This window comes from Pirellula sp. SH-Sr6A (genome assembly GCF_001610875.1).
Classification (GTDB): domain Bacteria; phylum Planctomycetota; class Planctomycetia; order Pirellulales; family Pirellulaceae; genus JBKCUI01.
In genome coordinates this window covers 2,822,971-2,836,107 of sequence record NZ_CP011272.1, presented here as the reverse complement: position 1 = coordinate 2,836,107, position 13,137 = coordinate 2,822,971, and the positions used below count along the sequence as shown (strand labels likewise).

The window sequence follows — 13,137 nt, the reverse complement described above, 5'->3', positions numbered from 1 at the left end:
TCGGTTTGACGGCTGGCCCGCATCGAGTGGAAGAGTCGCTTCCAGGGCTCAACCTGGGCCTTGGCGAGCTTCTTTAGGAACTGGGTCCGCAGGTTGGAGTTCTTCCATCCGTTGCCCGTCTGGGCTGCCTCTCGATACGCCTGCTTGTTGACGACAAACTCCGCATCGAGGGGATTCCTACGCCTGGCCTCGACGATGAAGGGCATCAGCTCGGGGAAGATCGGGCACTCGCGCACCCCTCGCCCTTCGTGGTGCTCCACCTTGGGCTCTCTCACCCGCATTCGCTTCCTTTCGATGTCCACATCCTCCCAGCGAAGGGAGAGGACTTCGGAGGGGCAGCGAAGGCCACCATATCGCGATAGAGCGACGATGAGCTTCCAAGTGGGCTCGCATACCCCAATCACCTTATCGATCGTCTCACGCGATACGAAGACGTTGGATTTAACCGAACTGGCCGAAGTCCGAATCTTGGCGAATGGGTTTCGCCCGATCAACTCCCGATCGATCGCATCCTCGAAGAACTGGCGAGCGAATCCGATTCGCTTATGTATCGTGGTCGTTGCCATCCCGTGCGCTTTGAGTGATTCGTGGAAGTCCTTGGCGTGCCCGGCTGTGATCTCATCGAGGTGAATCCCGTCGGGCATCCACTTTTTGAGATTGCCCACAACCTGGCGCCATACCTCCAGCGTCCCCGGCTTCCTGGCCCCACTCATTCGCTTCATGTAGTCATCGAGGAAGCTGGCGAGTGTTGGAACTCCCTTCTTCTCTTCGGCCTTCTCCAACAGCCCGACGTTTTCGAACTTCTTTCGAAGCTTCTCGGGCATCGAGGAGACCCATATCGAATCATCACGCGATAGCTCCCCGGTGGTTACCAGGCTCGACAGGATCGATTCAACGCGAAACTTGACGGCCTCCGCGTCTCGCTTGCTGCACTTGCCAAGCCAAAGCGTTTTGCGCGTTCCGTCTGGGGAGTAAAACAAGACGCGCTTCTTGCCGTCTGCATCGTTACCAATGGAAGCCATGCTAGAACCTTTCAGTTATTGAGGGCGCTCGAGGTTTTCACGTTGCTGGCAATAAACCACTCTCGGGCAACTGGGCCGGTCATCTCGATCCGGTCGTCATCGCCGTTTAGGAAGTAAAACTTCCAGTGATCTGGATAGGGAACGTAGGCGGGCCACGGAAAGGCAGCGCCGCCGATCTTCGCCATGCACATCGATCGCTTAGACAGCTCGCGCCAGTCGATGCCAGCCCGAAAGATCATCAAGCCATTGCCGGGTTCATTGTGATTCACCATCAGCAAATCGAACGCGCCACCCTCGCAATCCCAGTGATCGGGGTATTCGCGATCGGGATCCCAAAACAGCGGGAAGAGGCCTTTGCCCTGCATGAAATCGGCAAGCTGTTTCGCCCTTCCAATGCTTGTTCGTGGCTCGATCAAATACACTTTGTTTGTGGCCGCTACCAACAACAAAACGTCCACCTTTTCGGCTTTGTTCGCTCGCATTATTGAGCCCCTCCATTGATCGAGGAGAAGAGCTTCGAAAGCGACTTTCGATCATTCAAGACGTATCGGTAACGTCCCGTGTTTGGATCTTGGAATTTATCAACGAATCCGAGCACCTCCAGCATCGACACATCCCGGTAGATGGTCCTCTCGCACCAATCGCCCGATGTCTCGATAAGATCAAGCCGGATGTCGTTGAGCGAGCACCCAAATCGCTTTGAGGCGATACATTCCAGCGTGTGTAAGATCCTCTCCGTCATGCGGAGGCGGGCAGCGCCATTGTCTGAGGTAGATTTTTGCGCACCTTCGGTTAGCATAACCATCGTTCTGAACTCCCAAATAGTTTGGAACCAGGCCCTCGGATGTTGGCGCATCGCGGGGGCCGCTTTATTTCATCGGTTGCAAAACAGAATAGCAACCAACACAACCAAGCTTACCCCGTCTGACCAATCTGGTCAATACGGATTCAAGAGGCAGGGAAAAGATTTCGAATCGACTCGCCAAGAGCTTTAGCGATCTCTGGCAGCATATCGACCGACGGGAATCTTGAACCATCCTCCCATCGATAGACGGTTCTCGAAGTGCATTGGTATCCCGTCTGTGTGATTCGCTCCGCTACGTCATCGATCGTTAGCCCAGCCTTCTCGCGCAGCGTTCGCAATCGAACAGCGAAGCGCCCCGAGTAGGTGGATTGATCGATTTCCTTAGCGGGTCTTCCCATTTGTTGGGGCGGTCTTCTCGTTGCTGTGGTCATTTGGTTCAGTCGGTGAAGTGTCAATTCTAGTCAAAAGTACCCAAGTCAGTTAGCCCCGGCTTCTTCGTCTCCGTCGTCGATCCTCAAAAGCGGTCCAGCGAGTTGATAGCGTTGCTTCCATGCCGCTTCGAACACTGGTTGCCCGAAGTAATCTCCAATCTTGCGAGTGATGAAAGCGCCCTTTCCGATGGGGCGGTACAGAACCCCACCGATCTTGATTTTCCCAGGGTGGGGAACCTGATAACCAACTCGCTCAGCGTGCCCGATGACGGTTACCATTTGGCTCCCCGCTCGTTCTTCGATCCACCTCTTGGCCGCTCCCTCGGGCGCTGGTTGTGGAAGGTTTGCGCTGGGTACATCGCTCGAAACCAAGTTGTATTGCAAGTCCTTGCCCCGAAGCTCAACCGACACATAAGCGGGCTCGTCCGTTTCGTATTGAATTGCAGCTTGATACTTCAAGTAGCTTTTGCTCGGGAGTGGCTTTTCGTTTACCAGTGCTGGCGATGGAGCGACATAAGGCGTTGGTGTGATCCCGTAGGGAATCGGAACATTCGTTACTTGATTGCAAAGATCTGTGATCCGCTCACCCTCAACCTGATGGCCTAGCCCCGACTTCGCATAGTCGAAACCGATGCCGCGAAGTGGCGTCAAATGCTTGATGCTTTGATCCCAAGCTCTCCAGCTATCAAGATTATCGGAGACTGGCTGGAATACTCCCGACTCGGAGATCATTGAAGAGCCATCTTCCGCCCCTGACAGAAAATGATAACTGATGTAGAAGCCTATCCTGTTGGAGAAAATGTCATCATCGATTTCAAGCTCTTTGAGGAATAGATCTCGCTTGTTCAAAATGTACTGTTGTCTCTTGTCCACGAGTCCACGAAAGATCATCCAAGCTCGTGACTTGTGCTCTGTAGGTGAAAGCTCGATGGAGACGTTAAGCGTGTTTTCGATCTTGCCCAACGATTTCACTTCTCGGCGAACACGATGCATTGCACGAATATCGACAACGCCCGCAGGCCACGCGTTGGGGCTGGCAATCTCTTTATCCGTAATGGTGTAGTTAGCCGTCCGCTTGTCTGCTGAAATACTCCAATCAACTTCCCGGGTGAAGTTGTCCGGTTTGGTGTGGGCAATGCGATTTCGGTAGAGGTCAACCGTATCAGGTAAGGTTCGCTGACCTTGAACCCGAGTCATTGCGACCGACAAACTACCGCTGATCGTTCGTGTAGTGTATCCGCGGCTGTCGTATTTGAAGTTGATGGAATAGTTATGGCTTGCGAGCCCGCGAAATGCTGGAGATTCTCCGAGTCCATCGCAAATCGGAATTTCGAAGTCACATTCCCATTCCACCTCAACCGCGTGCGTATGCCCTACCGGAACCCAACGAATAAACCTCGGTTTGGGTCCCCATGAAATGTCTCTGATCCCTTGAAGAGAATCATTGATGTACCAGTGAGGCGAGAAGCCGTCGTGACGAATTTCGAGAATCTGCCCAGGCTTGCTAAGCGACTGCCTGGCTCGCTGCATGGTAGGCGCTGCGAACCTATCCGCAATCTGCCATTGCTCATCGGGTTGTTTCGCTGAATTGAACTCATATCCTTGCGAGTTCTCTTCGTTGATAATGATAGTCTGAACTTTCAAACGAAATCGCGTAGCTGTAACAGTCCAGTCCGCTTCATCATAGACGAACTGTTCATCAATCGTGATGTTGCTTCGATCCGGGAACGTGAAGCCGTTGTAGGTGATAACCGATAAACCCATCTTTGAAGATCCTTACTTTTTCTTGATGACTCGGCCTTTAGTATCCAACTCGATCGCCATAACTGCATCGAGAATGCTTAGATCGTTTGATTTCGTTGCTTTGCCCTCGATCGCGTCGAGGATCTTCCTCTGCCTATCCATGATGTCGTTGATCTTGTTTTGAGAAGCAACGAACGCACTAATGGCCGCTTTGTCGTCGGCTGGATTGTTGTTAGCGAGCGCTTGCACCATTGCAATTCGCTTCTGTTCCGAGTCCTCAACAGCGACCGTTTCTCGCCTCTCGGCGAGCCCTAGGGCTGCGTAGTTGGTCATTGTTGAGAGCATGGGCTCGAATGTAACTAAGTATTCAAGAATCTCAGTCCAAATCTGTTGCATCTCGTTGTTGATGTTTGACTTCGCTTCCTCGAAGCTTGCGAGAGAGTCTCCAATGCGACCAGCTCTATCTCTCATGTTCATTTCGGTGTTGACTTGATCTCGAAGACGGGCATTCATAATCGCCCCCGAATATTCCTCAAGTCGGTCGGCCTCATTGCCCAACGTGTCCGCGAATGTCTTCACGGCGAGCCCTGCTACTGCAAATGCTGCGACCACTGCGCCAACGGCTGGAACAATCGCCGCTCCTGCTGCTGCTGCTCCACCTGCGGCCGCCGTTCCCGCTCCGGTCGCCGCTGCACCTGTTGCGCTCGCTGCCGCTGCTGCAACACCTCGGGCCGCTACTGCCTGTGCGAACCTCGGCGATACCCTCGATGCGATCGATGAAGCTGCTCGCCCGATGCTTCGACCAACGCGAGTTCTCCCCGCAGCTCTCACGGCTCGCTGTGTGAATCGACTGGCCCGGGAAGCTACCTCGAGCGCTCGAGATCCTCCGGGCACTCTTCGGATAATCCGCTCCGCTGCTCCCCGAGCCCTCGCAAGTCCTCTTTGAAATGCTGTTGGGGGCGCTGCTGTTGTTGGTTGTGGTTCTTCTCGGGCCGGTGTCGGTAGCACCTGGGAAACTGGGGCAATGTTCCGAGCCTGTTCGGTCGAGATCGGCGGGGCAATCGTTGTATCAGCCTGCTGTGTCCCTCGGTCGTTACCTCGGAGAGTGAGGGCATTGATAAGCCGCTCGATCGGATCGCGGAACGCATCGGGGGCGAACCGATCCACCAAGGCCATGATCGAATCACGAAGGGCGTTGGTTTCCTGGCCGGGTGGTATCGGTGATCCGCCCGCAGTCGTTGGGCTTGCTGTCGTTGGCGAGCTTGTTGAAGGTGAATCCGTTGCTGTTGGGCTCGATGGACTCGATGGGCTCGCGCTCGGCTCATTGAAGTTCGGGGGCGGTTGATTGAATGCGGCCTGTTCCGCTTCGGTCGCATCGACCAGCCTGATTGTTATTCCTGCTTCGCTCATTGTCCGAGCCCTTTCCCTTTGTGTCGTTGTTCCTGGCGTTCCCTCGCCTTCAAGTATCCTGCCAAGGTTTGCTTGGCCCGTATGGTTTCAAACTTCGCTTCCCTGCGGAGTCGTTCGATAAGCTCGTCATCGGAGAGATACGCTAAGCGGTTCTCGCCACTATGCGGGCAATGGTGGTGTGGGTCCACTGTGGGGCTCCCTTCTTCGGTGTGCGTTGGTCGTTGGTAAGTGCTTCGGCAATCGCCCTCAGCGACATACCGCGCCGCCTCAGCTCGTGAATTACTTCGATGGTTTCTTGCTCCCGCTCGTTGGGGAGAAGCGTTTCGCCATCGGGGGCGAGATCGAAACCGTAGGGAATCGCTCCCACCCGTTGAGACTTGGCCCGTTTGTGGGCGAGTGCGAACTTCGTGCGCTCGCTGACTTGATCGCGTTCAAATTCAGCGAGAACAGCGAGCATCCGAAAGATCATCTTTCCCGCCGCTGTGGTGGTGTCGATCTTCTCGGATAGGCTCACCAAATCGGCTCCGGCTTTGTCCAATCGCTCCCCAATGTCGATGGTGTCCCGAGTCGATCGGGCAAGACGGGAGAGCGAATAGACCACCAAGACGGCCTTCGTTTTGCATGCGCGATCGATTGCAGCTTGAAGGCCTGGCCGGTTATCGGATCGACCACCGCTAAGGCCCGCATCGGTTTGGATGTCGAGTAGCTCCACATCGTTCGCCAAGCACCAAGCCGCGATCTTGGCCCGTTGGGCCTCCAGGCTTACGCCTTCGCTTGCTTGGTCCTCTGTTGAGACTCGACAGTATCCGATTGCGGTTTTCATGCTGACGCCCTTTTGCGGTGCTCTTGGGCCTAGTTGGTGTTCGAACGATCGAAAACCATTTGGTGGCCCACGAAGTAGTTGACGCCGCTATTTGACGGGGGCGTTTGTACACCACCGGTCAGTTGCGTACTAAAAGCTCGCTGATGGATGTCCGTTTGAACCCCGAATGTCTGAAGAATCATCTTGCTATCCAGCGTCCCAACGCTATTTCGATATAGAGCGTGGTTGCACTGCGCGAGCTTGAGAAGCTGATCTCCGACGACTTGTCGAATCTCTTCGAGAAGATCCTCCGCGTCTTTTTTGATCGTCTTTGCGACTCGCAAGCGAGTTTTGCTTGCGATGTTGTCCGCCTTCATCAATAAACGATTGCGAACTTCATCAAAAGCGTTTCGAGCGACAACCAACTCGTCCCAAGCAATCCGCGCTTCGGTACCAACAGCGACCTTGGCGGCAACAAGCTCGGAAATCTTCGACTCTATCAATTCGACGGAGTCCTCCCCGCTTCGTTGTGTCGCTATGATTTGTAACTCGATGTCGTTTTCTCGCTGCCTTGCTTGATCGTGTTTAACCAGAAGCCGTTCGCAAACTTCTTTTAGATTCATATAAGCTTGAAACTCGTCTGATTGAGTGATTTCTTCCCTAGCTTGCGACCTAGCGTCGTAATCGTTCTTCCCTTCCCCCTTGATCTTCATAGAAATGTCGACCACGAGTCCCTTATCGTCAGGTAGTGCCCTCGCCTGAATCTTTCGCATGTCCATTTTGACAGTGCTGATTGGCCTTTCGATAATAATCATTCCCTCTTCATTGCCCATAACTTGCTCCGGTGCTGCTTGTTGTTCAAAGTTCTTAGCCATCGTTTCCCCCTTGGTTGGTAAATAAGCCTTTGGCTCACGCCCCATGACGTTTCGCCCCCTGTGTTTCCATCGCCTGCAGCGCTAGCGGTTTGTGGCGTATCTCGTATTCGGGGATCCGTCCCCAGTTCAGAACCGCTATCGCATCAACCGTGCGCCTCAGGTCCGCTAGGATCTGGGTTACCCATAGATCGAGGCCCGCATAGAACGCTGAAAGCGGGATGGACTTTCCCTCCCATGCGCCCGCTCCGTCGTTACTGATTGCGCCATCTGGTATTTCGAGCCCGCGCCGAATCTCCGCGTCGAGGTCTTTTGGATATTGCAGGATATGGTCCGCGTTGCTCGGGAACGAAGCCTCTTCGATCTTCCATAAAGGCTTTCCGTTTTCATCGACGGTTGAGGGCGCGGTTATCACTCCGCCATTTACGCATTGTTCCGCGATCTGCATAGCAACATCACGGGCGGGGATCGGGTTTTCTTGCCCGTCGATGAATACTTGCCCTTCAGGATAAAAGACCCTCCTACCCCCGTAGGCGTCTTTGTGCATGAACAATCGCCGGGTATCGAGGGCCCCACCTCGTAACCACTTTTCCGTCCACGGGCAAAACGCCCCACGAAGGATGGAGTTCGAATACTTTTCGCCGTCCTCGGGTCGGAATCTAACGAAGTAGCAATAAGGAAACGGGATCGGGACGGCTCCACCTTCAACTCCACTCACGCGAATACCCCAAGGCGTCCCGGTCGATTTGATTTCCATGAGTCGACAATCCATCGCGTGCCTCGGGAGAAGCTCTTCGATTTCGATAAGGTTCGCATCGCTCAACCGCAGTCGAACCTCACCCGCAGCCCACCCCCAGATTTGCGAAGTGAGGATCCCGGGTAAGTAGCTCCTCCAAATCGTCTCGAACTGTCGGAGTAACCAATCGGCAATGACAGGATTGCGATGCTCTACGCCTGGCTTCCATAATTGCTTTCCATTCATATCGTAGGCACGGTACGCGAACTCCATCGAACTGATGGGAGCGGCTCGCATCTTCAGGCATAGCCTGACTTCTGGATCCATCAACATCGCTTGGATCGCTTGAAAATCGAATGGGGGAAGATCGCGGATGGTTCGAAAGGGAGGCGGGGCGACATAGGTACCCGTCAACACCTTTGAAACCTCGCCCCTCACCTTGGGCAATCGTGGCTTTTGAATGATCTGGTTCAATGGAAAACCTTCCCTTTAATCAAGTCTTCGATCTTCTCGCTTACCTTGCGCCTCTTGCTCTTTCGAATCCGTTCAGCGAGCACATTGGCGAACGCCGTAAAGAACAAGCACCCGACAAAGAACCCGGCGGATATTCCAAGGCCCACAAGTGATCCATTTATGAAACTGCTCAACATGTTTGATCCTCTCGCCCATCGTCTGGGAAGTAAAATGTCACGCCCGAACCCGGTGGAACCTGCGCGGCTGCTTCTTCTGTGGTCATGCCTTCAGGAATGAGAACGATGGTTCCCCGGTTCTTCGTTTTGTCTTCGACTTCAAGCTTCCTGCCATAACCACGCGATCGACCGAGCGTCGTTAGTGTGAAGATCGATGCTTTGAGACTTCCTGCCTCAACCTTCTCACGTAGCGTCTTTTCCGCAGCGTCTACCAGCTCTTCTCGGAACCCCTCAGCGATCGCTAATAACTTCGGGTCCGCGTGAACTCGCTTTGACACCGCTTGCCTGGAAACATTCAAGATCCTGGCGGTCTCAGCGAAGACGCCTTTGGTCTTCCTCAGCGCGTCCACAAGTTGCGTTTTGGTGAACTTCATAAGAGCTAGCAACCTTTCCGGCTTTGATAAGCTTCGCGAATGGCTCGCATCGTGAGAACGCATTGCTTCGCAAGCCTCTCGCTAGCCCTCTCGTGGTTACCCATCGGGCCTGCCAAGCTTAGGCGCTTGGCCTTGTGTACCTGCTCAAAGCTGGCGAGCGACTGCAAGGCCTCGGCGAGAATCCTTCGGTACATCGACAACGCGAGTCCTAGATCCTCCTCCGCTAAAGCCTCTTCGATAATCTGCTCCCTCTCGATCTTCATCGCGATGGCCGCTTGTCGAAAGGATCTCGATTTCGCTTCGAGCTTCGTGAGATCATCGTTACTCATGCTTCCCATCCTCATTTTCCAAAACAGCTCCCGACTTCTTTGGTGCATCGACTTGTTGAATGCTCACGCATCGATAGCCGTACATCCGAAGCAATCGCTTTAAGATCGATCGCAATCTTTGAAAGGGGTCTGGACCGCCGGGGGCAGAATCCAGAGCCCTGACTGTTATTTGGAATTGCACTGCTATCCCTCCCAGTTCGCTAATCGCGGTTGCGGGTCGATGTACTTCCTTCCGTCAAATTCAAGCATGAAGCTTCCGGCACTCAGCTTTCGAGACTTTGCGACGATTACCTTCATCGCGTCTTCGTACTTATCTTTCTCAACCATGTTGCGATGCAACAAAAGTGCAACATCAGCCTCTTCGAAAATCTGCTTTGACTCGGCATAGTCGCCGGTTGTTGGTTCTCGATTGCTACCATCTGCTATCTTTAATTGCGTCAGCAATACAACCGCGATACCCAACTCAACCGCCAAGTCCTTGAAGGTCTTTGTCCACTCCTTCAACTGAAATCGATATTCCCTTTTTGGGTCCGCTGTGAATCGCTGCAAGTGATCGACGAAGAGAACCTTGATTCCATGTTTCGCCTTCAAGTAGCGAGCCTTCCCCGCGATCGTCGCCGCTGTTTCATTGCCATTGCAAAGCAGGTAATACGGGACTGAATCGAACTTTTTTGAAACGAAGTTTTCCAGGTAGCTCAACTCAGTCTCATCGAACTCACTGCTCGCAAACTGAACTGGGATAAAGTTGGTTCTTCGGCTCAACTCTCGCTCGGCTAGCTCATGGCCCCGCATCTCCATGCAGCAAAACAGAACCGGCTCACCTGAACTTGCAATCTGAAAACCGATCTGACTTGCAAAGTACGTCTTTCCGATGAAGCTCTTCGCCGACAGCAACCAAAGCTGACCCGGGAACAACCCGCCCGTTGCGTCGTCCAGTGAAGCGATTCCCGTGCTAATCGATGGACTCTTGCCCGATCGGATCTTTTCGCGATGAATCTCGATAGCAGTTCTTGCCGCATCAGCAAGCGAGACGCACTTGACCGATACACCCTCCGCGTGTTCGGTTGCCAGTCTGAACCGTTGCAAAGCCTCATCGGTACCCATCTTCGATAGGTTTCCAAGCAATGCTTCCGCAGCCATCGCAATGGTTTCTCGCCTGTGGATCTTTACCAGGCTCTCGACAAAATAGCCAACCGTGCCGGGGCTCGCAAAGCTGTTAACGATCCGTTCTATCTCGTCTTGGCTAGGCAATTCACTTTGCAACTTGAGTTCAACTAGAACCGCATTTGCTTTGAGCGGAATCCCAGCGCCGCACATCGCGGCCATGATCGCAAACATCTTCTGATGGTACGGATCTGCGAAGTGATCGGCGCGAAGGAACGGAAGGCATTCACTTCGGAAAAGATCCTCCCGAAGGAAACCAGTAGCGATAATTGCCCTCTCACACTCAACCCGAGCTTGGTCCAAGTCTCGCTGAACGGCCAACTCCTTCGATCCGGTCGAACTGCCTTGAGCAATCATGCGCGTGCCTCCGCAGCCGCTTGGGCTCGCCGGGCTCGCAATGCCTCCCACTGCTCGGCGGGGGACATTTGGGCCGACAGTTGGCGATTGCATGCGCTTTCCGCTGCTCCAGAAGAGTCCTTCTTCTTTCTATATTTAAATACAGGAGGGGAGGGGCGCGCTTTCTTTTCGGATTCCTTTCGCTTTCCTTCCGCTTTCTCTAACGAATCGTTAGGGTATTTTTGGTTATTCTCTAACAAATCGTTAGGGAATCCTGACACAAAATAGACCCCCGGCCTACGCTTCGCGCCTGGCTCGTAGGTCAACAGTCCAACCTCAACAGCTCGATTGCGAGCCCTGACCAGCGCCGGAACAGAGCCTATTCCAGCGTGTCGGGCTATCTGTTCGTTGTAGTAGTTTGGAGGGTGATTAAACCCTACGCGATCCTCTGCCGCGACGACAGCGACAACCAACGCGAACGCATCGGGACCTAGGGCGACCGTCGCCTCCGATTCGATTACCCATCGGATAAACCGAAGCGCAAACATCTTGCTTTCTTCGCGTTCCGTGCCGTTGTAGATCATCTCCCGATCCCTTCTTCCGTCTTCTGGGCCATCCAGCGCCGCAGCTCGTCGGTCTCGATTAGGTGGATGTTCTTTGATGCTCGGAAGCTCTTGATCTCGCCAGCCTTCACAAGTCCCCAGAGCGTTCGCTGTGAGATCCCGAGAGCCATAGCGGCCTCAGAGAGCCTTAGCGCCATGCGGTCATCGATCGCGGGCATTCTCTTAGCTATGGACATGACTCGCCCCCGATGCTTGATAGACTTGATCGACGACCAGAGAGGCGAGCCGTTTGGTCAAATACACCTCAACCGGATCGCTCGGCCGATGACATATCGGATCGATCGTGATAGACTTACCCACGTTATGGGGTAGTGGGGGAATCGGCGGCAACCGATCCCCCTTTTTTGTTTCTGCGTTTTGCATCGCGAAATCTCTCTTGGGTTATGGGTGGCATCGTGCCAATGTCCTCGCAATGCGATTCCTTTGCATTGCTATGCGTGAATCCTATGAAGCGTTTTGGCGTCAATCTACCGTCATTTTCTGGCCAAAATTGACGACGCGACTATTCGCCAATCAGTACCCATTCGCCATCCATGTAGATCCTGAAAAAGCAATTACATTCACCATCGCCAAAGGCCTCTTTAACTCTCTCGTTGATTCGATCACACATCCGCTTGCAGCTCGTTTCCGCCTTATTGGTGTATTGACAAGCGGTTTCGATGTATTCCAGGGATACACCATCTCTTGTTGGCTTTCCGCCTGTCTTGTTTAACTTCGCGTATCCAGTAAGAACGCACTCAACAAGGTGCCTCTGTGCATTAGTGAGCTTTGGCGATTCGGTTCTTTCTGCCCACCATTTCGCCGCTTCGACGCCCGGTCGTGGATCGAGGGGCGGGGGCGGAGAATCGGTCTCTTGCTTACCAAACGCCTTCAGCGCCATCACAACCGCTTGATGGTGGGCCGATATTGGAGCAAAGTACCTTCGCTCATAATCTGCAAACGATAAGTCTCGATCTGTTGCAAATTCGATTGTTGAATCGATTGTTTCGTCATCGATGCTTAGAGGGTCATAGTTAAGAGCGATACTCCAAGGGAAGTTATTGGTGCCGTTGACATATCCAATGGTCCACGGGCAAAAATCTTCTAGGCCTATCGAAAATGCCTGATACACTGCGGCAGCGACCGCGGTACCTATTCCTGCGGCTGCTCTTACCGTTTTCCTTGCTTGCCTTATCGAGTCTCCCGCTCGTAACTGAACGTTGAAGCTCAGCTTGGCCGCAATCTCTTTATCACTGAACTTCTTGGCCGCATCGTCCAGCTTGGCCGCTATCACGCGAAAACCCATCTCCACGCCATCTAGCGCGAGATTCAACGCATCTTGATTCATAGCCTCAACCCTAGTTAGAGAAAGGGGGCCACCCTCTTGGAACGCGCCAGGGTTGAAAGCACATACCAAGAGAGTGACGGCGATAGCTACTCGCCTACCCCCAAGCCAAAGTGTGGGGATCCTGGCCGCAAAGTGAACTAGCATTCGATCGGATTCCCCAAAGTCTCGATCGTCTCCAAAAGCTGATCGATCGCATCGGAAGGGATCTCTTCCCAGTGCTCGGCGATGGTCCAAAATCGATCGTCATCGACTGCCGCGCTTTTGAGCAGTGCTTCGGCGCGTGCCGTTTTTCGTGCTATGATTCGCTCGGCGTTGCAAATTGCCTGGGAAAGAACAGATGGTTCGAGTCCCGTGCCCTCCGCCTCCTGAGCCAGTGTTTTCACTGGCTTTTTTCGTGTGCGTCAGGCATGACGCGGAGCGTCATTGACTGACGCTCGCAACTGGCAAGCGAAAGTGAACCAGGAAGTAACTTGT

18 protein-coding genes and 1 pseudogene are annotated in these 13,137 nt (G+C 53.6%); 1 reads left to right on the top strand and 18 read right to left on the bottom strand.

Annotation, left to right across the window (positions count from 1 at the left end):
* Positions 1-476: 476 nt before the first annotated feature.
* From VN12_RS26810 to VN12_RS11095, 9 genes and pseudogenes are all read right to left on the bottom strand, one after another.
* Positions 477-824: pseudogene (locus VN12_RS26810) on the bottom strand (phage integrase SAM-like domain-containing protein); the annotation flags it as partial.
* A gap of 209 nt (positions 825-1,033) precedes the next feature.
* On the bottom strand, positions 1,034-1,504 hold the full coding sequence (locus VN12_RS11130; RefSeq protein WP_146676883.1) for a hypothetical protein: 471 nt from the start codon (positions 1,502-1,504) through the stop codon (positions 1,034-1,036).
* Positions 1,504-1,827 (bottom strand): hypothetical protein, encoded by a 324-nt coding sequence (locus tag VN12_RS11125; RefSeq protein ID WP_146676881.1) that lies wholly within the window; start codon positions 1,825-1,827, stop codon positions 1,504-1,506. The genes VN12_RS11130 and VN12_RS11125 overlap by 1 nt, the downstream gene beginning before the upstream one ends.
* 143 nt (positions 1,828-1,970) lie before the next feature.
* Complete coding sequence (locus VN12_RS11120; protein ID WP_146676880.1) at positions 1,971-2,258, bottom strand: helix-turn-helix transcriptional regulator; 288 nt, start codon at positions 2,256-2,258, stop codon at positions 1,971-1,973.
* Between the two features lie 45 nt (positions 2,259-2,303).
* A complete protein-coding gene (locus VN12_RS11115; RefSeq protein WP_146676878.1) occupies positions 2,304-4,022 on the bottom strand; it encodes a hypothetical protein in 1,719 nt (572 codons plus the stop codon).
* 12 nt (positions 4,023-4,034) lie between these two features.
* Positions 4,035-5,411, bottom strand: coding sequence for a hypothetical protein (locus VN12_RS11110; protein ID WP_146676877.1), 1,377 nt, complete (start codon positions 5,409-5,411; stop codon positions 4,035-4,037).
* A 142-nt stretch (positions 5,412-5,553) separates the two neighbouring features.
* On the bottom strand, positions 5,554-6,234 hold the full coding sequence (locus VN12_RS11105; RefSeq protein WP_146676875.1) for a recombinase family protein: 681 nt from the start codon (positions 6,232-6,234) through the stop codon (positions 5,554-5,556).
* Between the two features lie 29 nt (positions 6,235-6,263).
* Positions 6,264-7,088: a hypothetical protein gene (locus tag VN12_RS11100; RefSeq protein WP_146676873.1), complete on the bottom strand. Its 825-nt coding sequence runs from the start codon at positions 7,086-7,088 to the stop codon at positions 6,264-6,266.
* A gap of 34 nt (positions 7,089-7,122) precedes the next feature.
* Positions 7,123-8,295: a hypothetical protein gene (locus tag VN12_RS11095; protein ID WP_146676872.1), complete on the bottom strand. Its 1,173-nt coding sequence runs from the start codon at positions 8,293-8,295 to the stop codon at positions 7,123-7,125.
* On the opposite strand from VN12_RS11095, the gene VN12_RS25800 reads away from it, so the two are divergent.
* Entirely contained in the window at positions 8,295-8,447 is a 153-nt protein-coding gene (locus tag VN12_RS25800; RefSeq protein ID WP_168164337.1) for a hypothetical protein, read from the top strand. The two genes, VN12_RS11095 and VN12_RS25800, sit on opposite strands and share 1 nt — an antisense overlap.
* Positions 8,448-8,464: 17 nt before the next feature.
* On the opposite strand, the gene VN12_RS11090 is transcribed toward VN12_RS25800, so the two are convergent.
* The 9 genes from VN12_RS11090 to VN12_RS11050 form a co-directional block, all read right to left on the bottom strand.
* Positions 8,465-8,884 carry a helix-turn-helix domain-containing protein gene (locus tag VN12_RS11090; RefSeq protein WP_168164336.1) on the bottom strand — a complete coding sequence of 140 codons (420 nt, stop codon included), beginning with the start codon at positions 8,882-8,884 and terminating at the stop codon, positions 8,465-8,467.
* Positions 8,885-8,889: 5 nt separating this feature from the next.
* Entirely contained in the window at positions 8,890-9,213 is a 324-nt protein-coding gene (locus tag VN12_RS11085; RefSeq protein ID WP_146676869.1) for a hypothetical protein, read from the bottom strand.
* On the bottom strand, positions 9,206-9,394 hold the full coding sequence (locus tag VN12_RS11080) for a hypothetical protein (protein ID WP_146676867.1): 189 nt from the start codon (positions 9,392-9,394) through the stop codon (positions 9,206-9,208). Before VN12_RS11080 ends, VN12_RS11085 begins: the two co-directional genes overlap by 8 nt.
* A 2-nt stretch (positions 9,395-9,396) precedes the next feature.
* Positions 9,397-10,734, bottom strand: coding sequence for a DnaB-like helicase C-terminal domain-containing protein (locus VN12_RS11075; protein WP_168164335.1), 1,338 nt, complete (start codon positions 10,732-10,734; stop codon positions 9,397-9,399).
* Positions 10,731-11,297: a hypothetical protein gene (locus VN12_RS11070; RefSeq protein WP_146676865.1), complete on the bottom strand. Its 567-nt coding sequence runs from the start codon at positions 11,295-11,297 to the stop codon at positions 10,731-10,733. Before VN12_RS11070 ends, VN12_RS11075 begins: the two co-directional genes overlap by 4 nt.
* Positions 11,294-11,512, bottom strand: coding sequence for a helix-turn-helix transcriptional regulator (locus VN12_RS11065; protein ID WP_146676864.1), 219 nt, complete (start codon positions 11,510-11,512; stop codon positions 11,294-11,296). The genes VN12_RS11070 and VN12_RS11065 overlap by 4 nt, the downstream gene beginning before the upstream one ends.
* On the bottom strand, positions 11,499-11,699 hold the full coding sequence (locus tag VN12_RS11060) for a hypothetical protein (RefSeq protein ID WP_146676862.1): 201 nt from the start codon (positions 11,697-11,699) through the stop codon (positions 11,499-11,501). Before VN12_RS11060 ends, VN12_RS11065 begins: the two co-directional genes overlap by 14 nt.
* 139 nt (positions 11,700-11,838) lie before the next feature.
* Positions 11,839-12,663 carry a hypothetical protein gene (locus VN12_RS11055; protein ID WP_146676861.1) on the bottom strand — a complete coding sequence of 275 codons (825 nt, stop codon included), beginning with the start codon at positions 12,661-12,663 and terminating at the stop codon, positions 11,839-11,841.
* Positions 12,664-12,800: 137 nt separating this feature from the next.
* Positions 12,801-13,046, bottom strand: a complete 246-nt coding sequence (locus VN12_RS11050; protein WP_146676859.1) for a hypothetical protein — start codon at positions 13,044-13,046, stop codon at positions 12,801-12,803.
* Between the last annotated feature and the right edge of the window lie 91 nt (positions 13,047-13,137).

Excerpts from the sequence above, each read along its gene's own strand:
- VN12_RS11060 (WP_146676862.1), bottom strand. The coding sequence starts at position 11,699 with ATGCAAAACGCAGAAACAAAAAAGGGGGATCGGTTGCCGCCGATTCCC.
- VN12_RS11085 (WP_146676869.1), bottom strand. The coding sequence starts at position 9,213 with ATGAGTAACGATGATCTCACGAAGCTCGAAGCGAAATCGAGATCCTTT.
- VN12_RS11120 (WP_146676880.1), bottom strand. The coding sequence starts at position 2,258 with ATGACCACAGCAACGAGAAGACCGCCCCAACAAATGGGAAGACCCGCT.
- VN12_RS11105 (WP_146676875.1), bottom strand. The coding sequence starts at position 6,234 with ATGAAAACCGCAATCGGATACTGTCGAGTCTCAACAGAGGACCAAGCA.
- VN12_RS11070 (WP_146676865.1), bottom strand. The coding sequence starts at position 11,297 with ATGATCTACAACGGCACGGAACGCGAAGAAAGCAAGATGTTTGCGCTT.
- VN12_RS11130 (WP_146676883.1), bottom strand. The coding sequence starts at position 1,504 with ATGCGAGCGAACAAAGCCGAAAAGGTGGACGTTTTGTTGTTGGTAGCG.
- VN12_RS11110 (WP_146676877.1), bottom strand. The coding sequence starts at position 5,411 with ATGAGCGAAGCAGGAATAACAATCAGGCTGGTCGATGCGACCGAAGCG.
- VN12_RS11055 (WP_146676861.1), bottom strand. The coding sequence starts at position 12,663 with ATGAATCAAGATGCGTTGAATCTCGCGCTAGATGGCGTGGAGATGGGT.
- VN12_RS11090 (WP_168164336.1), bottom strand. The coding sequence starts at position 8,884 with ATGAAGTTCACCAAAACGCAACTTGTGGACGCGCTGAGGAAGACCAAA.
- VN12_RS11075 (WP_168164335.1), bottom strand. The coding sequence starts at position 10,734 with ATGATTGCTCAAGGCAGTTCGACCGGATCGAAGGAGTTGGCCGTTCAG.
- VN12_RS11065 (WP_146676864.1), bottom strand. The coding sequence starts at position 11,512 with ATGTCCATAGCTAAGAGAATGCCCGCGATCGATGACCGCATGGCGCTA.
- VN12_RS11125 (WP_146676881.1), bottom strand. The coding sequence starts at position 1,827 with ATGGTTATGCTAACCGAAGGTGCGCAAAAATCTACCTCAGACAATGGC.
- VN12_RS25800 (WP_168164337.1), top strand. The coding sequence starts at position 8,295 with ATGGAAAACCTTCCCTTTAATCAAGTCTTCGATCTTCTCGCTTACCTT.
- VN12_RS11100 (WP_146676873.1), bottom strand. The coding sequence starts at position 7,088 with ATGGCTAAGAACTTTGAACAACAAGCAGCACCGGAGCAAGTTATGGGC.
- VN12_RS11115 (WP_146676878.1), bottom strand. The coding sequence starts at position 4,022 with ATGGGTTTATCGGTTATCACCTACAACGGCTTCACGTTCCCGGATCGA.